Here is a 21,853-nt window from a genome sequence, read left to right as displayed (position 1 = left end):
TTATTTCAGGAGTGGAAGATTTCGATCGATCAGCTTTTTCAGCGTCTCGACAGATGCGGTCGTAGTCAGCCCGTCGGCCGGAGTGTTCATGCAGTAATCTACCAATTTATCGATTGTGGATACAGCCACGTGCATACGGGTATCGGAGGATGCGTAGTAAATATATACGGTTCCATCCTCATCCGCGATCCATCCGTTAGAGAATAAAACGTTGGATACATCGCCGATCCGTTCCTCATTTTCCGGAGCCATGAAATAGCCGGCGGGTGTGGCGATAGGTCTCGTGGGATCTTCCAACGCGGTCATATACATATAAAGCACGTAACGTAATCCGGCGGCGCATCCCCGTACGCCATGGGCGAGATGTAACCAGCCTCTCGGTGTTTTGATCGGGTGGGGGCCTTCGCCATTTTTCACTTCCTTGATCGTATGGTAGTAACGTTGGTCGATGATGGTTTCTTCCTTGACTTCGGCGTGCGTGATATCATCAATCAAGGCCCATCCGATACCACCGCCACTTCCCGCGTCGATAAATCCGTCTTGGGGGCGGGTGTAAAGGGCATATTTACCATTTACGAATTCTGGGTGTAATACGACGTTACGTTGTTGGCTCTTGGTCTTTAAATCCGGGAGACGTTCCCAGTTTCTCAAGTCTTTTGTCCGGGCGATAGCTGCCGTGGCGGTTGCCGAGGATAGATCTCCGGGAGCTGCGTTCGGGTCATGGCGCTCGGCGCAAAAGATTCCGTAAACCCAGCCGTCTTCATGAGCGGTTAGGCGCATGTCGTAAATATTCGTGGCCGGGACAAGATCGTCCGGCATGGTTACCGGGTAATCCCAAAAACGGAAATTGTCTACTCCGTTCGGGCTTTCGGCTACGGCGAAGAAGGATTTACGGTCGCTTCCTTCTACACGTACCATTAATATATATTTACCATTCCATTTGATTGCGCCGGAGTTCATGGTTGCGTTCATGCCGATGCGTTCCATCAAGTAGGGGTTTGTCTTTTCATTTAAGTCATATCTCCAGAAGATCGGGGTATGTGCGGCTGTCAGTACAGGGTGTTGATAACGGGTGAAGATTCCGTTTCCGTCTTCTAAAGGGATATTTTTCCGGCTTAACAAGGTTTCGTGTTTAGCGAAGAGTTCGTTTACTTTTTCTTGAAATTGTTCCATGATGTTTTTGCTTTAAATGATATTATCAGATGGTGGGAGACGGGGCACGCCCCGTCTCTACAACTGGATATGACGTGATTTATCTGGTTATGTATGATGTTATTTATATAGGTTGATATCGGAGGCGAACAATGTTTTCGGATTTTCAAAGAACTTCTTGAAATCCTCGGCAGAGGCTTGTCCGGGATAAGGGCCAAAGAAGTGAGTGACTTTTTCACGGGCGTTTCTCCATACCAATACATAAGCGACCGGATATTTCTCCATGGCAGGCAGCAGGGTTCCCGTCCACCATGTGGAGTCTGGTATCCCTTCGTAGCCGGTCTCCGTGACCGCTATGATCTTATGGTTGGCTTTGCCTATGCTGTCTATTACTGAAAGACTGGTATCCATGCTTTTCAAGAAGAAATCCTTATCTTCCCGTTGGTAAGCGTCGAAGCCTAGGACGTCGATCAAGTCATGTCCGGGGTAACGTTCCAGATAAGACGCTTGATCCTGCGGCTCTGTACCTGTGGAATAAGCGTATACGATCTGGTCTGTTGCTCCGTGAGCGTTTAGATAATCGGCGGTCATTCGCCATAGCGCCTTGTATTCATCCGTGGTACATAAATTCTGTCCCCACCAGAACCAACTTCCGGTGTGTTCGTGCCAAGGACGGAATAGGACGGGAATCTTGGTGCCATCGCTTGTTTTCAAGGAAAGGATGAAATCATTCACTTTGCCTAGCCAACTTTGGAATTTCTCATAGTTCTCCCCTTCCGGAAGGATCGATTTCACGACAGCATGGTCTGATACGTCCCAAGCGTCCCCTCCGGTTTTAGGGTTACGGGGATGCCAACTTAAAGATACCAAGCCTCCCCGGTTATATTGGTTGATGATTTCCTTGCGTATTTTCTCGAAAGGTACTTTATCAAGGCTTTTATCTCCCCCGAGTTCGATCTCTCCAAGATCAAAGCTGATAACGGCCGGATAATCGCCGCATACTTTTCGCACGTCTGAGCCTCCTTCGTCAAATTCCCATCCGATCCCATAAACCGTATCATCGTGATGTCCGAACATGATTCCTTTTTGTGGAATCGCACGTAGGTTCTCTATTAAACGTTCTCTCGGCGAACCCTGTTCGCTTGTCGGCTCTAGTCCTTTCTTCGATGGTGAACAGGCGATTAATGCCCCTAGGCATAACATGGTAATTAATTTCGTGTTCTTCATGATAACTGTCTTTCTTTATGAACGCGAATGTAAGAGGTATCGGGCAGACAATCTAGTATTATTTTATCGGATAGTGGTATTATTTTTATTTCTTAGCTTGTACCTGTATACGTTCTTTCGAGGTTATCTTCTTCTCAAATACCCTTGTGTCGATCTTGATAGGCTCGCTCGTGAAATCCGGGACATTATAGGAATAGACAGAGCGATCGTAATAGGTTTCCGGATCTTCCTGGGGAAGGAGAAAGGGCTTGCTTATCTTGCCATTCTCATCCATGCTAGCCAGATAAAGGCGGGTATAAAGGCCGTCACCCCGGCGGCTACTGAAGACAAACCAGCGGGAGTTGCTACTCCAGTTGTGAAAGCTTTCGGTGTCATCGCTATTTACTTCGGATAGCTTGCGGAGGTCTCCGCTTGTCAAGTCCAGTAACCATAGATCCGCCTCTTTATGCCAGATCGAAAAGTTTCCGTAATCGGATAAGGTGAACATAATATATTTGCCGTCATAGGAAGGACGGGGGAAAGATACGCTTTTCCCTAAAGCCTCAGCGTTCACCAATGTATCGATACGGCTCCCGAATGTACCGGCAGAGGGATCAAAATCTATACTACATAAATTATATCTTATCTCTTTATATTCTTCGGGAATCTTTTTAGCCTCGGCGGAACAAAAGTAAAGCGTACGACCATCCGGGGAGAATGCGGGGAAGGTCTCGAACCTGTCTTTCTTTTGCAAAGAATCGCAAAGAAGTAGACGATGATCTGCCGGATGGTAAACGACTACATCAGATTCCAAATCCAAGACTTCTACCCGCTCGTCCTTAACCGTATGGAACGATTGCCGGGTGTTGTTCGTGGAATACGCTATATATTCGCCTCCGGGATGCCAGTAGGGATAGACGCAAGCGGCGATTGTCTGATCTGTTTTCGTGTTGAGGTATTCATCCTTATTGCCGGTTCTCATAAAAGTAGCTCCATGCGTTCCTCGGATGTGAAGACTGAAATGGCTCGGGTCCGTACGATTGAAGGCATGGCAGTTTACGCACATACCTTTGACCAGCGTGTTTTCCACCAAAGGTCTTTCTTTATGAGACGATAGATCACGCTCATAAATACCCATACGGCTATAGACTTCATAACCGGGAGCGATCTTTCGGTATACTAGGCCGTAATCGATCGGGTGGGGGCTGATGTACATGGGGAAAGGTTTGTAAGTACTCCATTTACCCTTTTGCTTGATACTGACAGTAAAGAGTAAACTATCGCCTTGATTGGAGTTGAGCAGTTGCTTCCACTCTTTTTCCGGGAAATTGACATGCTTCGCGTTTATATGTACCTCTTTGCCTTGGTGCCCTTTTACGATAACATCTATCCGTTCATAGGAGGTATCCGTATAAGAGAAATTCATTGGAGCTATCGTGGCGGGAACTGTTACCCCGATATAATCCGGATAGATGGACGGGTATTTCTCTATTTGTTCGGGGGATACCACCGAATCCCCACAAGCGGTAAATAACGCTATACATATACTATATAATAAGATAAGCTTTCTCATGGCCGTTTATTTTCTGAATAATAAGTAATACCAAAATGTCTTCTCGTATTTCGGGCGAAGGATAGGCTCGGAGTCTTTCTGCGTCATATAGACACGGGCGAACTCGCTTACCCCTTCCAATACGTTGCGGGAGATGCTCCAAGGAAGGCCTTGGAAATTAGGATGCTGCTGTGTCCAAATGAAAATCAATGCCTCTTGATAAGAGATGGGTATGTGGTTATAGCCCAGATCTTTTCCCAGCGGATAATATTTCATGAAACGTTCCAGATCCTTCTTTTGCAAGACATAGGCTAACATATACTCGAAAGCCATCCGGTTACTTTTGTTATGTTGCAGCAATAAGCCTAGCATGACATCCATTTCCGTGTCGCTAAACAAGAAATCTTCCGTATATCGGGCTTTTCTCAACCATCCCCATTCGGGATGCTTCTCTATCTTTTCATCGTTATTTAGGTAGCTCATGGCATGGGTCGCCCATTTCTTATAGAACAAGGTATGCTGCAAAGCCCGCAGGTATTTGGCGGCGACAGCGTATTGTCCATTGATCAAGTTGGTCTCGGCCAGACGCATATAGGCACGTCCGCTTTTCTTATAGTCGGGGATAGCCTCCATCGCCTCGAACATATAGCGCTGTGAGGAGTTGATCATTCCCAGATGATAGAATATCTCGCTGGTTGGGAGCGGTGAGGTAAAATCTCTTTGGAAGGTCGGGATCAATCCTTCCGTTCCATTCTGGTAGAAATGGAACATGCGATCCCCTAATTGTCCGGTCTTGGCGAGAGCCAGATTTAAGCAGGTCACGGAGAAGGGGGAATTAGGCTCTTTGTTTTCTGCCGCCTTGATGATCTGGTTCCATTGTTTCATGCGGGTGAGGTAGTCGTATTTCATAGCCTCCTCCTTATCCGAATTGCTGGCGGCGTGAATCCATGTGCCACCACCGATAAGGAGCAGGGTGGAGATAATACCCATCCATGCCTTAGTGCTCTTTACGGGTGGGGGAAGTAAAGCAAGTGCCCCGGGGGTTATGGCAACGGTAGCAATAACAACTAACAGGGTGTTGGGAACGATCATGGGGAAACGATAATAATCGATGCCGGTCATGAGGCTAAGCAATGGATATTGCGTAAGGCTTTGTGCCAATAGGGGGCATAGGATTCCAAGCAAGATGTAGATAGGAATCCAAATATAGGATTTGTTGTATGTGGCTGGCACGGATTTGATGCAATGCCCGATTATTACTCCGATCACGAAGATGAAATAGGCCCCACCACCTACCACCCAGTAGAGCACCGGCATCATTAGGAGCGTATAGATAATTCGTCCCCATGAATGAGCGGTTTTTCGCTGGATGACTAGAGCGAAGAGGGCGAGAGTTATGGAGACGGGGAATGCCAGCAGGGCATTCTCATCACATAAAAATACCCAGAGCAGGATGGAAGGGAGAAAGCTGAGCGGATACCAAAAGTCGGAAGCCCCCATTTGTTTGGCCAGCCAGTTTATTTGCCGTTGGATAAGCACGATAACGATCGCCAAGATCGTAGCCCCTGCCCAAGCGAAATAATAGAACTGCGTCAGGAACTCCGCTATATATTCAGCGATGCCTCCGGGATGGAGACATTTGTCGATTCCATATTCCGGCGTGAATAGGAATAACTGGAATTGCTCGTGGTAATGTAAATGATGAGGATAATAAAGTCCCCAAAACAGGCAAATCGCACAGCCGAATAATAAGGAGGCGATTCCTCTTATGTATCTATATTTACGTGTATTTTCCATGATTCTATTATTTAAAAGTCTCAGCTTCCTCGTCGTAGTAGATCTCTTGTACATCTTCAGCGTCGAAAGGAAGCTCGCTAGTGGATAATTCAGGTATATTATAAGATTTTAACGTGATATCGTAATGTTCCGGATCCTCTTGCGGGAGTACGAACGGTTTATAGGCTTTTCCCGTACTATCCACGTAAGAGAAATAAGGCTTTCCGTATAGTCCGTCATCCCGCTTACTGGCAAAGACAAACCAATGGCTGTTAGAGGACCAGCTATGGTAGGTATCCGATTTATCGGAGTTGACGGCAGGTAAGGTATCTATCTTCCCGGTCTGGAGGTTCATCATATGCAGGTCTGTTTCTCGGTGCCAGATCGGGAAGGTTCCATAATCGGCTACCGTGAAAAGCAGGTATTTACCGTCGGGCGATATCTTGGGATGGCAGGCGGAGCCATTATGCTTCTGGGCATCCCATACGGTCTCGATCCGTTGGCCCCATTCCTTGGTATCTTTATGGAAAGATATGCGGCATAGGGAATATTTTAGGTTATGGATACTATCGGGCAACGGCTGGATGGGAGCGGAGCAATAATAGATCCAGTTCCCATCGGGCGAGAAAGTTGGGAAAGTCTCTAACTCATCCTTCCGGCTAGTCAATGGGGAGGTGATGAGTTGTTTCTTTCTGAAATCTGCGACCATTAGGTCGGAGGTCGTATCATAGACTTCCAACCGCTTACTCCCTAACGAATGAAAAGCAGGGATGATAATATTCGTGGAAAAAACAGCGAACTGCCCCGATGGATGGAAATCGCCATAAACAGCCCCGTTTGGCAGATTGTCGTTGCTCAGTTTCAACTTCCTCAAATGTCCGTTACGGTTCAGCAGGGTGCCTCCTTGCTTTCCCCGTAAATGGAACATGGATAAACTTCCTTTCTTATTTCCGTAAATATGGCAGTTCATGCAAGAACCGTCGGTATCTTTGTTGTCGGCGATAATCCGTTCTTCAAAAGAATTAATCTCCCGTTCGCATAATTGGATTTTGTTCCATACCTCGTAACCCGGTTCGATAAGCCGGTAGCTTATATAACTATCCAGTTTCTCCGGAACTACTTGCCAGTAGAAAGAGGGGTAACGGAGCCATTTACCCTTGATACGGGCGACTACGGTTATTTGCAGGCGGTTGCCCACTTCCTGCTCTAAAAGGCTTTCCCATAGGTTTAAAGGGAAAATAGCTTTCTTTCCGAAAGATAATTGTATCTCTTTTGATTCCCCTTTCAAAGTTACTTGCATAGCGTCCGCATCGTTTCTCAATAAGAAGTTGAGAGGGGCGATATTCGTGGGAATCATGATATCCGTATAATCGGGATACATAGGGATTGGGTCTGTGGTATCCTCTATTTGCTTCGGGGTAGGGGCACATCCTGCCAGCAAGCAGATTATCCAGACGAGGTAATAGGTTATGTTCTCTTTCATGATTCTTACTTCTTTCATGGCTTACTCTCCTTTCCGGGCTCTGTGGTCGCAAAATGATAATAGAACCAATAGGTCTTGCCGTATTTCTCTTTCAAACTCGTGTCCTTTGCCTCATAAAGCCGGGTATAATCGGCGAATTCTTTCGCTATCTCTACCGGGATTTGGTATTTTATAAGCTCTTCCGCACGGATATTACCTTGGCGGGCGAGATGGATCAGCAGGGCCTCGGCGAAAATGGGACTAGAGACCTTACCCGGTACATAATCTTCTACAAAAGAACGGAGATCTTTGGAGAGTAAATGATAGCAGAGTAAATATTCGTAAGCACGGAGATTGCCGGCGTTCGAGGCGACTAAGTTCTGTAAGGAAGTCACGGCATCGTTACCGGAACGTAGTTGGTCTTGGGTCGGGATGTCTCTGCGTTTCTTCTCCAGCCACTCCTTTACTTGCGGGGTTTGCTGACCGGGTATTCTCTTTTCGGCCCAGCTTTTATGAAGGAGTGTCTTGTCTAATATACGTAGATATTTAAGAGCTGCCTCATCATCCCCATTGACCAGATTGATCTCAGCCAGCCGTTTGATCATACGGCTACCCGAATTGCGAGGAGAGAAGATCATACTTAGCATGGCGCAATGCTCGGCCATAGTCATATCTCCTAACGTGAACCATAACTCGTTGGCGAATAGGATAGAGAGAAAAGAAGCGGATGGGTTCACGGGAAGGATCAACCCATTCGTACCCGGTTGATTCCACGCTAGGAGGTTCCGGGAGAGAGATACGGGTGAGTTGATCTCGGATGGATGCGTGGCATTGTACAGGTTCCGGTAATAGGTCACCCAAAGGATTTGGCGGTCTGTCTCGAGATGTTTCCTCATCTTTTGTATATTTCCGAAATAATGTTCCACATCGAGGCTGAGTACATACTCCCGGTCGAGATCCGGCTTACTCCACCAAGTGGTAGCGGGATATTGGGTCGCTGGAAGAAGCAATATACCAACTGCGAGCAGGGCACTTAGCTTTTGATGGTGCGCTATGATTCCGGCGGCCAGCATAAGGGCCAGACAGAGCCATGCCCCGTACCCGAAGCACCAATAGCAAAGAAGCATGGCGGGAATGCAGGTAAGAAGACGTTGCCCCTCAGTTTGGCTCCGGCTATATAACAGGAAAACACCTTCTGCTCCGATCAAGGAGAGAGTTGCGGATAACGGATAGGCGAGTCCGCAAGACCTTCCGGCCTCCCATAATACAAGTAGTATCATAAGAGGAAGGGCGTATCTCTTGCTGACGAATTGCCGGAATGTCCGATAGGTAAGCAGGGCAAATAAAGTTAAGACAACGCTTAGGATGAACGGGCCTCCCCCGATATAATAAAAGAATTGCGTGAGGAAATCGCCGGTGAGACAAGCCAGCCACGCTTCCTCCTGAAAATATCCACGGAGAAACTCACCGCTGTACAAGAACAGCATCATTTGCTCTTTGTGGAACAAATGATAGGGGTACATCCAGAAGAAGAAAGCGAAGATCGCTATCGCCAGTACCGCTAGCGTGATCGACAGATCCTGTTTAATGATTCGCTTCATCCAGTTCCTTTCGTTGCTCTTCGGTCAAGGAGGTTTTTATCATCTTATAGAGGAATTTCCCGACCGTTTGGTTGATATGTTCTTTCATGAACGCATAATTAAAAGCTTGCGTCTCTACTCTCAAGGAATCCCATGTCTGCTTGATGCGGGTGGAATCTTCCGGCGAGCAAGTCTTAAGCGCTGTCCATAGGGCATAGGATTCGCTATTGGTCTTTTGCTTCCGGTCTTTCCAATGCTGCAAGGCGTCGTTTTGCGGTGTACCGGAGGCCGAGCTGATGGAGTCTATCCGTACTGAGGTCACACCCGGTTCCGTTACGACCAGTAGCTCTTGGAACTTGAGACGCAAAAGGATGCGCATACGGAGGACTTTCATCTCTTCTCCCGTTCCTTGGAAAGTAAACCGTGCGTTCTCTATTCTCGTAGAATCGATATTTTCGATTGAGGCGTTTTCCATGGGTGCCAGATAAATCCATTCCCCATCCTGCTGCGCAGTGGGTAAGGTGCCTTCTATGATGTATTGGGAGTCGTTAGATTGACAGGCAAATAGGCACAACAAAGTGAATACTCCTATAAATAGATATTTCATCGATCGTGTTCATTAGTAATTAGAGACTCAAAGTTTAGACTGCGTAAAGTTAGTGTTTTTTCGGAAAAAGGAATGATGTTTTTTTGACAAAGGGTGATACTTAATTTACGTAGCTGTTGGGGAGGAATGAAAAAAGGAGAACGCTGATTAAGACATCCTCCCTTTTTATGAAATAAAGAACAATTAAGCGTTTAGGACTTTCTTGAAGCGATGGATAAATTCCTTGGCCTCATCCATCGTCAAACAAAGCGGAGGAAGCAGACGGATCGTATTCGTTCCGGCTACGCCCGTGAACACTTTCTCCTCAAAGAGAAGTTTGCTACGCACTTCCTTGATAGATTCCTCGAACTCGATACCGATCATCAAACCACGGCCCCGAATTTCCTTGATACCCGGAAGTTTATGAAGCTCTTCCAATAAATAGGCACCCACTTTCGCTGCGTTATCAATCAAACGCTCGTCTTCCATTATATCAAGAACGGCGATAGCGGCTGCACAAGCCAAATGGTTACCGCCGAAAGTAGTGCCGAGCATACCATAAACCGGCTTGAATTTCGGACTGATCAATAACCCACCCATCGGGAAGCCATTGGCGATACCTTTCGCTACCGAGATCAAATCTGGCTTGATACCGGCATATTGATGCGCGAAGAATTTACCGCTTCTTCCATATCCGGATTGAATCTCATCCAAGATCAGACAGGCATCATAAGTCGTACACAGGTTGCGTAACTCACGCATAAAATCATCCGTTGGCAATTGGATGCCACCTACACCTTGGATACCTTCGATGATCACGGACGATACATCCCCCTTCTTCAACTCTTCCTCTACGGCGGAAGCGTCGTTCAATGGAAGATAAGTAACCGCTAGATCCTCATTTACCGGAGCGATGATCTTCGGGTTATCCGTGACACGTACGGCGGCGGAGGTACGCCCATGAAAGGCGTGCTTGAATGCGATCACCCGCTTCTTCCCGTTATGGAAAGAGGCGAGCTTTAACGCATTCTCGTTCGCCTCCGCTCCGGAGTTGATCAAGAACAACGAATAATCATCGTAGCCGGAAGCCTTCCCTAGCTTATCCGCTAATTTTTGTTGCAAGCTATTGATAACCGAGTTCGAGTAAAAGCCTAATTTATTTACCTGCTCGGTAATCGCCTTTACGTAAGTAGGGTGGCTGTGCCCCACCGAGATCACGGCATGGCCGCCATATAAGTCGAGGTACTCGTTTCCCTCGCTATCCCATACATGGCATCCTTTGCCTTGTACGATCTCTATATTAAATAATGGATATACGTCGAATAAATTCATCTTTGTCGTATTTTTTAAAACGCTGAGGGTTTTAAGTGTAAGCCAACCGTCTCCTCCAACCCGAACAATAAGTTCATGTTGTGGACCGCTTGGCCGCTAGCACCCTTCAATAAGTTATCGATCATAGAGATGATAAGAAGCTTATCATCTATTTTCTGTAAGTGGATCAAGCATTTATTCGTATTTACCACTTGTTTCAAATCCGGGTTCTTATCAGTGATAAACGTGAAGCTGTGATCATCATAGTATTCCTCATAAATACGTCGGATCTCTACCAAGTCGATCTTGCAATCGATGTATGTCGTGGCGAATATACCACGGGAGAAATTACCGCGTACGGGGATGAAGTTGATCCGGCTTGAATAGCTCTTCTGCAACTGGCTCAAGCTTTGGTTGATCTCGGCCAAGTGCTGATGCGTAAAAGGCTTATAGATCGATATGTTGTCGTTGCGCCAGCTAAAGTGAGAGGTGGAAGAAGGCTTCACGCCCGCTCCCGTCGATCCCGTGATGGCATTGACATGCAAGTCGGAATTCAGCATCAAGTGCTTCGCCAACGGCAATACGCCCAATTGGATGCAAGTAGCGAAACAACCGGGGTTCGCTATATGCCGGGCGTTGCAAATCCGGCGGCGGTTCAATTCCGGCAGGCCGTACACGAAATCGTGCTCCGGGCCTTCGATCCGGTAGTCCATGCTCAGGTCGATAATCTTCACGTTCTCGGGGACCGTGTGGCTCTCCATGAACTTTTTCGTATCGCCATGAGCGGTACAGAAGAACAGAAGGTCGATGCTATCTAACGGCAACTCGCTGGTGAACACCAAATCCGTCTCGCCATAAAGACCGCCATGCACGTCCGTGATCTTGTTACCGGCGTTACTGCTACTGTTTATAAATGTAAGCTCGGCATCAGGGTGGTTTAGGAGCAGGCGGATCAATTCACCCGCCGTGTAACCCGCTCCGCCTATAATTCCGCATTTAATCATATCTCTTCGTCTTTATGGTTCGTATAATAAACACGCAACGGAGTGGAAAGAACCTTGATGAAGCCTTTAGCGTCCTCGGCGGTCCAACCTTTCTGCATCTCTCCGTACTCACCGAATTTCGTCTTCACCAAGTCATCCTCAGATTCTACGCCAACGGTAGAGAAGGACAACGGACGAAGCTCCAGAATAGCCGTACCGTTCACGTTACGCTGAGACTCTTGCAACATCGCCTCGATATCGCGCATCACCGGTTCCAGATATTGGCTCTCGTGCAAGAACATGCCGTACCAGTTCGCTACCTGATCCTTCCAGTATTGTTGCCATTTGCTCAACGTATATTTCTCTAGGAAGCGGTGCGCCCCGATAATCAACATAGGAGCGGCAGCCTCGAAACCGACTCGTCCCTTGATACCGATGATCGTATCGCCCACGTGCATATCACGGCCGATACCGTAAGCGGCCCCGATCTCCTCGATCTTCTGGATAGCGGCGATCTTATCCTCGAACACCTCACCATTCACGGCATGAACCTCACCGTTCTTGAACTCGATGCGCAATTGCTCGCTGCCGGTCTTCTCCACTTGTTTCAGATAAGCGCTCTCGGGCAGTCCTTGCGCGGAATCAAGAATCTCGCCACCGCAGATAGAGGTTCCCCAAAGACCTACGTTATAGGAATATTTCAACTTCGTGAAATCGGCCTCGAAACCGTGCTCCTTCAAGTAGTTGATCTCAAAATCACGGCTCAAGGCCATATCGCGGGTCAACGTGATAATCTCCACGTTCGGAGCCAATACCAAGAAAGTCATATCGAAACGGATCTGGTCGTTACCGGCTCCGGTAGAACCATGGGCGATAGCGTCGGCGCCAATCTCGTTCGCGTAGCGGGCGATCGCCAAGGCTTGGAAGATACGCTCGGAGCTTACGGAGATCGGATACGTACCATTACGCAGCACGTTTCCGAAAATCATGTACTTCAAGCTCTTCTCGTAATACTCTTTCGTAACGTCGATCGTCACGTATTTCGTGGCGCCTAGCTTATAGGCGTTCTCCTCGTTTTGTTTCAATTGTTCCTCGCTGAAACCACCTGTGTTAGCGCAAGCGGCGTATACCTCGTATCCTTTTTCTTTAGCCAGATACATGACCGTGAATGAGGTATCCAAACCTCCGCTGAACGCTACTACTACTTTCTTCTTCATCGTTTCTTTATTTTATGTTGTTTTTCTATCGTATTAATTTAGTCCTTTTTAGTCTGATTACGGGCCTCCCGCTCTCGTTGCGCACGATGCGGATCGGCCGGGTCGAACAGCATGGCCGTGCAGATGCAATACTTACGTTCGGTGCGTTCCAAGATATCGTGGTTCACGCAACCGTTGCAACCTCGCCAGAAAGCCTCATCGTCCGTCAAGTCGGAGAACGTAACCGGTACATATCCCAGCTCGGTATTCATCTTCATCACGGCAGCGCCGGAGGTAAGGCTGAATATCTTCGCTTTCGGCCAGCGCATGCGGGCAAGTTGGAAAGTCATGTCTTTGATGCGTTTCGCGATACCCAAGCCCCGGAAATTCGGATGTACGATCAAGCCGGAGGTAGTCACGTACTGCTTGTTTCCCCATGACTCGATATAACTAAACCCGGCGAACTCGTTTCCCGCCAAGGCGATCACCGCTTTGCCCTCTTTCATCTTCTGGGCCACATACTCGTGCGTACGTTTGGCGATACCCGTGCCCCGGACTTTAGCGGCAGACTCGATCGTATCTAGGATCGTATCCACATATACCTCGTGAGAGGCATCAGCGATCATAACATCAATTTCTATTTCTTGTTCCATTTTATTGTTTGTTCTTAGTTTTTTCCTTTTATATAAAATGTGATAAAGCGGCAATCACCTTCTCTTGGCTCACACCGTTGCGGGGGATTACCAAGATCGTATCGTCTCCGGCTATGGTGGCCAGTATCTCGCTGGGGGCATGGGAGTCTATGTCCGAGGCAATTCCCATGGCGTAACCCGGTCGTGTCTTCACCACCGCCAAGTTTCCGGAAAACTCGATATTCGGCTTTTTCTTGCCTTCAGGCTGTGCTTGTTTGCTTATACTCTCTTCGGGAAGGCGATATACATAATCTCCGGTTCCGTCGTGTACCTTGGCTACTTTCAGTTGCTTGATGTCGCGGGAAAGCGTAGCTTGCGTAACCGAGAATCCGCTATCTTCCAGTTCTTTAAGCAGTTCTTCTTGATTACTTATCACTTTCGTCTGTATAATACCGCAAATGGCATCCAATCGTTCCTTCTTTGTACTCATGTTGTATATTTATGCAAAACAGGCTGCAAATATAAAGAGTATTGTTGAATAAATATACAATCAAGGGCTTTTTTTTCTGATATAAGTAGGGGGTAAGGGATTTTCCTGCTTAGCTTAGGTTTAATCACTGTAAGTGTTAGGCATTTCATCTATTTATATTCATCTTTTATCAGCCGTTGGAGGATCATGCAACAGCTGTTAGAAGATCATGTACCAATTGGTGGATGATCATGCAATGGATGGTAGATGATGAATGTCATTCAAAGAAAAGGCTAATACTCCCTATAGAAAGAACGAAAGGGGGTGCTCGTTTTGAACAAAATGGTAGTATCTTTGCGTTATTAAAAAGAGAGTATCAGGTTTAATTTCAAGTAAAAGGATATGAGAAAAATAGCAAGTTTATTCGTGGCCTTGCTTTTATTGGCAGGCTGTTCCAGCGTACCGTTGACAGGACGTAAGCAAGTGTTGTTGGTTTCGGACCAAGAGGTGTTATCGTCCAGCCTTACCCAGTACAACGATTATATAAAGACGGCGAAGAAGTCGACGAACGCGAACAAGAGCGCTATGGTAACCCGGGTCGGAAAGAGGATAGCCGCCGCTACGGAGGACTATTTGCGGGCGAACGGGATGGCGGATGAGGTAAAAAACTTCTCTTGGGAGTTTAATTTGGTGAATGATCCGCAGGTGAACGCCTTCTGTATGCCGGGAGGCAAGATCGTGGTGTACGAGGGATTGCTGCCTTTAGTTTCCTCGGACGATGAATTGGCGGTGGTCATCGGGCATGAGGTCGCCCATGCCGTAGCTAAACACAGCAATGAGCGTATGAGCCAGCAACTAATGGCCCAATACGGGGCGGCTATTTTAGGTGCGGCTGTAAGCAATAAGAGCGCGGCGGTACAGCAAGCGGCCAATACAGTATATGGTGTGGGAGCGCAGTATGGCGTAATGCTTCCTTTCTCCCGTAAGCACGAGTCGGAAGCGGATTATATGGGATTGGTATTCATGACTATGGCGGGATACAATCCGGACGTGGCAGTCAACTTCTGGCAAAAGATGTCCGCCGGAAAGAGTGGCTCTACGCCGGAATTTATGAGTACGCACCCCAGTGATGCCACTCGTATAGCGGAAATCCAAAAAGTCCTACCCGCAATCAAAACCAAATACAAAAAGTAGTTGACAGTTGACAAGTGACAGCTATTTTACCACTTGTCTCAATTTTCAATTCTCAATTTTCAATTAAACAAGATTCCCATCTTGTTCATTAAGAAACAAGCATTCATATTCTGGGCTATCCCTTCTCTTAGTTGATAAGAGAAGGATAGCTCCTCGTCTTTTATATCCGCTTCGAAGCGGTAATTCTTTATTTGTTCCGGGAACTCTTCCTCCAAAGTACCCAACACTAAATCGTGGGTGGCGATGATGCCGCAAGCCTTATAAGCGACCAGCTGTTTCATAAGGGCAAGAGAGCCTTTCTGCTTGTCGATAGAATTTGTTCCCTTCAAGATCTCGTCCAAGATGATAAATAGCTTCTCCCCGTTTTGCAGCCTGTCGATAATCATTTTCAGCCGTTTCAACTCCGCGAAGAAATAAGACTCGTTGCTAGCCAAGGAATCCGAGGTACGCAAGCTGGTAACCATGTGGGCGGGATAAACCGTCAAGGAGGCGGCACAGACCGGAGCGCCTACGCAAGCCAATAAGTAATTGACACCGATCGTCCGGAGGTATGTACTTTTTCCGGCCATATTCGCTCCGGTGATAATCAGGAACCAAGGACTTTTGCGGATATCGATATCGTTCTTTACGCAGACATCCCGGTTCAAAAGAGGATGTCCCAAAGCCTTGCCTTCCATCTGGAAATAAGTGTCGGCGATCTCCGGATAGATGTATTCCGGATGGTTGAAAGCGAAACCACCCAACGAGTTCAGCGCGTCGAAACGAGCCAGCGCGTCGAACCAAAGCGGAAGTTTATCGGAGTAAGTCTGAATCCAGCGTTCCAAAAGGATGGCATGGCGTGTATCCCGCAAGTAGAAGAGATTGAAAATGATACCCGCCAAACTGAATCGTTGGTCTAATCCTCCGATATACGACGACAAGCGTTTGATAGCATGCGAGGCCAATTCCTTCTCATTCGCTAATTGCCCGCTGATCTCTTTCAGCTCTTCCGACTGGAAATTATCTTCTTCCACACATTGCATCAGCTTTGAGTACCGATTGAAAATAGACTCCATCTTATTGACGGTCGCGTAAAGCGCATTGATTTCCTTGGCTCGTCCGTAAGCGATCACTAACGTGATTAAGAAATAAATATTCAATAAACTCCCGCTGATCCAATCCAGCGAGTAAGCGATACCCAATACGATCCACAACACTGGGACCGCCCAGATCAATAGTTTCCACGGTAGGCTATCAACGAATTTATGCTTACGCCGAGTGAGTCGGTCCATAAAGTTGATATCGTTGTCTCTCGTATCTTGCGTGTCCTGCCGGATGATTCCCGTCACATAGAAATGCTGCCGTAAGGCGGATAAAGCCGCTAATTCCTTGACAGCCTCTTGCCGTTTGACGATCTCCTTCTTATCCGTCAAGGGATTCGAGAGCCAACTGGCCAGTCGTTCCCGCCCGAACCCGGTTACGGTACGATTGAGCGATTGAAATAAGGAGCGGTCTCCAAACACATCCAGATCCAAGCAGAAAGAGTGCTCGCCCGAGATCTTATCGGCCGCCCCATCGAACGCGCTGAAATCATAGTCCAGTCCTTTTAGCTCATCCTCGTTTAGTTTAATCAAGGTCTCGGCGTATACTTTTCGTGCGTACATTTTATTATGGTACCACATCAGGAGCGCAAACGGGATGATATAAGCGAAGGTGATCCCCGTCAGCCATTGCCAACTCTCATCCCTGAATATCCATAAGGAGAGGATCGCTCCCACCACTAAAGCCAACCGGATACTCCCCATCAAATGGATCTTCTTTTTCAAATTACCCAAGCGCCGTGTATAAGCGTCGATATTTTCTTTGTAATAACTATAGATTTCTTCCATAGCCGCGAATATAGGAAAAATGAACTAACCTCTTGAATTTTGGTTTATATATTATATTCATAGGTGAAATGACCATTATTCATGTAATTTGGGCGATAAAGCCAACTGCCGTTTCCCCTATATTCGCGGACATATTTATAATTTAAGATCATTTATGAAAAAAACGATTATATCCTTTCTCTTCCTTCTTGTTTGCGGTATGGCACATTCGCAAGTTTTAGCGAAAGGGCCGGAAGAGAGTTATAATGCGGATAGTATTCGTGCGATTTTGGATAAGTCACCTTATTTTACCTTATTCAAGGACAATTATTTTATTGGCGGTATCCCTATCGGCAACAAGCCTACGGCGAGAAACTCCGACGTTAAATTCCAGTTGAGCATCGCCCAGCGTCTTACGAAAAGTAAACTCCCCTTCGATACCTATCTTTTCTTGCAATACACGCAAAAGGCTTTTTGGAATGTCTTTCAAGAGTCCTTGCCGATGCGCGACTTGAATTTTAATCCGGGTATCGGTTTGGGGCACCTTATCGTGCATAAGAATAAATATATCGGGAAAGGCTATTTGATGGTCGAGCACGAGTCGAACGGTAAAGATAGCATCTTCTCCCGAAGTTGGAACAAGATCACCCTAGCGGCGGCTGTCCTGTTGAATAAGAACTGGGAAGTTCAATTCAAGGGCTGGATACCGATCGTGGACGGTAAGGAAAATAAAGACATCCTTAAATATAATGGTATATTCCAAGTAGCCGCCAATTACCGGACAGACAACAGGCGCTTTAACTGCGGGGTTATCTTGACCAAACGAAAGACTTGGTTCAGCTTTAACACTCAGATCGAGTTGAGCTATAAGTTTAATAATAACGAGAACCAATATTTCTTCCTGCAATATTATAATGGTTACGGTGAGAACCTTTTGGAATACAATCAATACAAAAGCATGCTGCGGATCGGTTTCGTGATCAAGCCGCAAGATTTCAGTATTTACTAAAAAATATCCTTCTTGATAGATCTCATTGATCGGGCGATAGATGTAATATATGATACATTTCGTTTCTTTAGGAAACAATACATTTACAGACTTTGTTTTCTAATATATTGAACGTTTCCCGGATAATTAAAGAGATACGCCATGAAGGAAAAAATTGAAAAATTAAAAGCTCTCAACCACAAAGCTGAGTTAGGGGGCGGAGAAGACCGCATTGCGAAGCAACATGCGGCAGGTAAACTAACCGCTAGAGAAAGAATCGAACTACTATTGGAAAAAGGTAGTTTCGTGGAAATCGACAAGTTCGTGACACATACGTGCCATGAGTTCGGTTTAGAAAAACAGCGTCCATTAGGGGATGGCGTGGTCACCGGTTACGGAATGATCGGGCAACGCACGGTATTTGTTTTCGCTCAGGACTTCACGGTATTCGGTGGAGCCTTGTCCGAGACGTATGCCCGTAAGATCTGTAAGATCATGGACATGGCAACGGAACTAGGCGCTCCGGTGATCGGGTTGAACGATTCGGGAGGCGCACGTATTCAAGAAGGAGTTCGTTCCTTGGCGGGATACGCCGAGATATTCCTCCGGAACTCGTTGGCTTCGGGCGTGATCCCGCAGATTAGCGCCATTATGGGCCCGTGTGCGGGTGGAGCGGTTTACTCGCCGGCGTTGACGGACTTTATCTTTATGGTAAAACAAACGAGCTATATGTTTATCACCGGCCCGGAGGTCGTGAAAAGCGTGACGCAAGAAGAGGTTACGATGGAGAATCTGGGAGGCTCGGAAGTGCATAGCACCCGTTCCGGAGTGGCTCATTGCACGGCGGATAACGATATGGATTGTATCTTGAAGATACGTGAGTTGATGTCGTTCTTGCCGAATAATAATATGGAAGAGCCGCCATTCGTTCCTACTACCGATAGCCCGAACCGCATCGATCCGCAATTGGATCTGCTGGTTCCTACTAATCCCAACCAGCCGTACGACATGAAAGAGTTGATCCTTTCCGTGGCTGATGATCAAAACTTCTTCGAGATACAAGAGGAATATGCCAAGAACATCATTATCGGTTATATCCGTTTGAATGGAAAGACGATCGGTGTCGTGGCGAATCAACCTGCCGCGTTGGCCGGTACGCTGGATATCAATGCGTCCGTAAAGGCCGCCCGTTTCGTCCGTTTCTGCGATGCGTTTAATATACCGTTGTTGACGCTGGTGGATGTACCGGGTTTCTTGCCGGGCGTGAACCAAGAGTACGAGGGAATTATCCGTCATGGCGCTAAGTTATTGTATGCGTATTGCGAGGCTACCGTGCCGAAAGTGACCGTCATTACCCGAAAGGCTTACGGTGGCGCTTACGACGTGATGAGCTCCAAGCATATCCGGGGCGATATCAACTTCGCTTATCCAACCGCCGAGATCGCTGTCATGGGACCGGATGGTGCCGTGAATATCTTGTTCCGTAAGGATTTGAAGACCGCGGAAGATCCCGAAGGCAAACGGAAGGAATTGCAAGCCGATTACCGGGAGAAGTTCGCTAACCCGTACCGGGCCGCTGAGTTAGGCTATGTAGACGAGATCATCGAGCCGTCTATCACACGCAGCCGCTTGATCCGTAGTTTTGAGTTGCTGGCCAACAAACGGCAATCCAATCCTCCGAAGAAGCATTCCAATATTCCTCTTTAAAAACGAATCCTTATGATAAAGAAAGTATTAGTAGCCAATCGTGGCGAGATAGCGATGCGGATATTCCGCACCTGCCGGGTGATGAACATCCCGACCGTAGCGATCTATACGCATGTGGATCGCGGAGCATTACATGTACGTTATGCGGAGGAAGCCTACTGCATCTCGGAAGATGAAGCGGATACCTCTTACTTGAAGCCGGACTTGATCCTTGAGATCGCCAAGAAGACAGGAGCCGCCATTCATCCGGGTTACGGTTTTTTGTCGGAGAACGCCGACTTCGCTCGTCGTTGCGAGGAGGAGGGCGTGATCTTTATCGGCCCGAGCGCCGACGTGATTGCGAAGATGGGTATCAAGACCGAGGCCCGTAAGATCATGAAAGAAGCCGGTGTGCCGGTTGTACCCGGAACGGAAAAGCCGGTGACGGACATAGAGGATGCCAAGAAAGTAGCCGCCGAGGTGGGTTATCCGATTATGCTAAAGGCGCTTGCCGGAGGCGGTGGAAAGGGTATGCGTTTGGTACATAGCGAGGATGAGATGGAAGCGGCTTTCCGTATGTCTCGTTCCGAGGCTGCCAACTCATTCGGAAACGACGCCATCTATATCGAGAAGTATATCGAGAACCCCCATCATATCGAGGTGCAGGTACTCGGGGATAAATATGGGAACGTGATCCATCTGTATGAGCGTGAGTGCTCTATCCAGCGCCGTAACCAGAAAGTGATCGAGGAAGCGCCCTCTCCATTCGTGAAGGAGGCCGCTCGCCAGAAGATGTTGGCCGTAGCGGTGGAGGCTTGCAAGAAAATCGGTTACTACAGTGCCGGGACGTTGGAGTTCATGATGGATAAGGACCAGAACTTCTATTTCCTCGAGATGAATACCCGCCTTCAAGTGGAGCATCTGGTGACGGAGGAGACAACGGGCGTGGACTTGGTGCGCGATATGGTCTTGGTGGCCGCAGGAAATCGTCTGCCTTATAAGCAGGAAGATGTGGCTTGCCGGGGGCATGCCTTGGAATGCCGTATCTACGCGGAGGACCCGGAAAATAACTTTATGCCCTCTCCGGGCGTGATCAAGGTGCGTGAGGCTCCCGAGGGACGTAACGTACGTCTGGATAGCGCCGCTTACGCCGGTTTCGAGGTGTCCTTGCATTACGATCCGATGATCGCCAAGCTTTGCACATGGGGCCGGACCCGTGAGTCCGCCATCTCGAATATGATACGTGCCTTGCGGGAATACAAGATCTTGGGAATCAAGACAACGATTCCGTTCCACCTGCGTGTGTTGCATAACGCGACCTTCTTGAAGGGGAATTACGATACGACCTTTATCGACACCAAGTTCGATAAGGAAGACTTGAAGCGTCGCCAGAACAGCGACCCGACCGTCGCCGTGATCGCCGCCGCCTTGAAGCATTACGAGGAGGAGAAAGAGGCGGCCGCCCGTGCGACGACCGTTCCGCTGGTAGGGGAGTCCCTGTGGAAGCACTACGGGAAGTTACAAATGTTGGCCAATAACTTTTAATGAGAGGAGGAATGATTATGTCAAAGGCTTTAGCGACTTATTTTGCCACGGTTAACGATATTCCCGACACAGAGTTCAAGGTAGAGATTCTGGAAGACGGGCCTATCAAGAAAGTATCCGTAAACGGTACCGTTTATGATGTAGATTACAATCTGGGCGGAGATACGATCCACTCGATCATCATGAACCATAAATCTCATGGCGTACAAATATCCAGTGTTGGAGATTCCACCTATGAGGTAAAGAATAAAGGTGATTATTTCCAAGTACAGGTGATTGACGAGTTGAAGAAATTACGCCTGTCGAGAACCAGTTCCAAGACGGTCGGCCGTCAGGTCATACAGGCCCAGATGCCGGGCGTGATCCAGAAGGTATATGTCAAGGTAGGCGATGAGGTCAAGGCGGGAGACCCGCTTTGCGTATTGGTTGCCATGAAGATGGAGAACGAGATCCGTACGCCGATCGATGGAGTGGTGAAAGAGGTGTATGTCAATGAGACGGACAAGGTCTCCGTGGGTGATAAGATGTTGGTTGTAGAGTGAATTGTCTCGGGGTTATAGTTTTCGCTCGAGAGAATAGGAAAGGAATCGGAGTAGTCCGGTTCCTTTCGCATGTTTGGTAAAATTATCTTAAAAAACATTCTGTTTTTCTATCGTGTTACAGAGTTATTATTTCTACATTTGTAGCG

General features: G+C 47.6%; 18 protein-coding genes. 5 read left to right on the top strand and 13 right to left on the bottom strand.

From position 1 onward, the window contains the following. From DW205_RS13255 to DW205_RS13200, 12 genes are all read right to left on the bottom strand, one after another. Positions 1-1,173: a glycosidase gene (locus DW205_RS13255; protein WP_005865585.1), complete on the bottom strand. Its 1,173-nt coding sequence runs from the start codon at positions 1,171-1,173 to the stop codon at positions 1-3. 99 nt (positions 1,174-1,272) lie between these two features. Further along, positions 1,273-2,379, bottom strand: a complete 1,107-nt coding sequence (locus tag DW205_RS13250) for a glycoside hydrolase family 26 protein (RefSeq protein WP_005865587.1) — start codon at positions 2,377-2,379, stop codon at positions 1,273-1,275. An 85-nt stretch (positions 2,380-2,464) separates the two neighbouring features. Continuing rightward, positions 2,465-3,931, bottom strand: coding sequence for a PD40 domain-containing protein (locus tag DW205_RS13245; RefSeq protein WP_005865589.1), 1,467 nt, complete (start codon positions 3,929-3,931; stop codon positions 2,465-2,467). A 6-nt stretch (positions 3,932-3,937) separates the two neighbouring features. After that, positions 3,938-5,707, bottom strand: coding sequence for a DUF6057 family protein (locus DW205_RS13240; protein ID WP_005865591.1), 1,770 nt, complete (start codon positions 5,705-5,707; stop codon positions 3,938-3,940). A 7-nt stretch (positions 5,708-5,714) separates the two neighbouring features. Beyond that, complete coding sequence (locus tag DW205_RS13235) at positions 5,715-7,187, bottom strand: PD40 domain-containing protein (protein ID WP_005865593.1); 1,473 nt, start codon at positions 7,185-7,187, stop codon at positions 5,715-5,717. Next, the gene (locus tag DW205_RS13230) at positions 7,184-8,749 is read right to left on the bottom strand and encodes a DUF6057 family protein (protein WP_005865595.1); all 1,566 of its coding nucleotides are present in this window, start codon (positions 8,747-8,749) and stop codon (positions 7,184-7,186) included. The genes DW205_RS13235 and DW205_RS13230 overlap by 4 nt, the downstream gene beginning before the upstream one ends. Continuing rightward, positions 8,733-9,335: a DUF4369 domain-containing protein gene (locus DW205_RS13225; RefSeq protein WP_005865597.1), complete on the bottom strand. Its 603-nt coding sequence runs from the start codon at positions 9,333-9,335 to the stop codon at positions 8,733-8,735. The genes DW205_RS13230 and DW205_RS13225 overlap by 17 nt, the downstream gene beginning before the upstream one ends. 183 nt (positions 9,336-9,518) lie before the next feature. Further along, the gene (locus tag DW205_RS13220) at positions 9,519-10,646 is read right to left on the bottom strand and encodes an aspartate aminotransferase family protein (RefSeq protein WP_005865599.1); all 1,128 of its coding nucleotides are present in this window, start codon (positions 10,644-10,646) and stop codon (positions 9,519-9,521) included. A gap of 14 nt (positions 10,647-10,660) precedes the next feature. After that, entirely contained in the window at positions 10,661-11,629 is a 969-nt protein-coding gene (gene argC, locus DW205_RS13215; protein WP_005855221.1) for an N-acetyl-gamma-glutamyl-phosphate reductase, read from the bottom strand. After that, a complete protein-coding gene (locus DW205_RS13210) occupies positions 11,626-12,825 on the bottom strand; it encodes an argininosuccinate synthase (protein ID WP_005865601.1) in 1,200 nt (399 codons plus the stop codon). Before DW205_RS13210 ends, argC begins: the two co-directional genes overlap by 4 nt. Before the next feature lie 38 nt (positions 12,826-12,863). Next, complete coding sequence (locus tag DW205_RS13205) at positions 12,864-13,457, bottom strand: GNAT family N-acetyltransferase (RefSeq protein ID WP_005865603.1); 594 nt, start codon at positions 13,455-13,457, stop codon at positions 12,864-12,866. Between the two features lie 28 nt (positions 13,458-13,485). Then, entirely contained in the window at positions 13,486-13,926 is a 441-nt protein-coding gene (locus tag DW205_RS13200) for an arginine repressor (protein WP_005865605.1), read from the bottom strand. 381 nt (positions 13,927-14,307) lie between these two features. Here DW205_RS13200 and DW205_RS13195 point away from each other — a divergent pair, with 381 nt between their 5' ends. Next, positions 14,308-15,099 (top strand): M48 family metallopeptidase, encoded by a 792-nt coding sequence (locus DW205_RS13195; RefSeq protein ID WP_005865607.1) that lies wholly within the window; start codon positions 14,308-14,310, stop codon positions 15,097-15,099. Between the two features lie 59 nt (positions 15,100-15,158). Here the strand turns inward: DW205_RS13195 and DW205_RS13190 are convergent, their stop codons facing one another. Continuing rightward, the gene (locus DW205_RS13190) at positions 15,159-16,967 is read right to left on the bottom strand and encodes a MutS family DNA mismatch repair protein (RefSeq protein ID WP_005865609.1); all 1,809 of its coding nucleotides are present in this window, start codon (positions 16,965-16,967) and stop codon (positions 15,159-15,161) included. Between the two features lie 154 nt (positions 16,968-17,121). Here DW205_RS13190 and DW205_RS13185 point away from each other — a divergent pair, with 154 nt between their 5' ends. The 4 genes from DW205_RS13185 to DW205_RS13170 all read left to right on the top strand — a co-directional run bounded on the left by DW205_RS13185 (position 17,122) and on the right by DW205_RS13170 (position 21,707). Beyond that, entirely contained in the window at positions 17,122-17,955 is an 834-nt protein-coding gene (locus DW205_RS13185; RefSeq protein ID WP_005855233.1) for a phospholipase A, read from the top strand. A gap of 141 nt (positions 17,956-18,096) precedes the next feature. After that, positions 18,097-19,641, top strand: a complete 1,545-nt coding sequence (locus DW205_RS13180; protein ID WP_005865611.1) for an acyl-CoA carboxylase subunit beta — start codon at positions 18,097-18,099, stop codon at positions 19,639-19,641. Between the two features lie 12 nt (positions 19,642-19,653). Next, the gene (gene accC / locus DW205_RS13175; RefSeq protein WP_005865613.1) at positions 19,654-21,165 is read left to right on the top strand and encodes an acetyl-CoA carboxylase biotin carboxylase subunit; all 1,512 of its coding nucleotides are present in this window, start codon (positions 19,654-19,656) and stop codon (positions 21,163-21,165) included. 17 nt (positions 21,166-21,182) lie between these two features. Further along, the gene (locus tag DW205_RS13170; RefSeq protein WP_029257277.1) at positions 21,183-21,707 is read left to right on the top strand and encodes a biotin/lipoyl-containing protein; all 525 of its coding nucleotides are present in this window, start codon (positions 21,183-21,185) and stop codon (positions 21,705-21,707) included. The last annotated feature ends 146 nt before the right edge of the window (positions 21,708-21,853 follow it).

Origin of the sequence: Parabacteroides sp. AM17-47, assembly GCF_003434625.1 — a bacterium.
GTDB classification, from domain to species: domain Bacteria; phylum Bacteroidota; class Bacteroidia; order Bacteroidales; family Tannerellaceae; genus Parabacteroides; species Parabacteroides distasonis.
The sequence above is the reverse complement of the archived record's forward strand: the minus strand, read 5'-3'. Positions and strand labels throughout refer to the sequence as shown.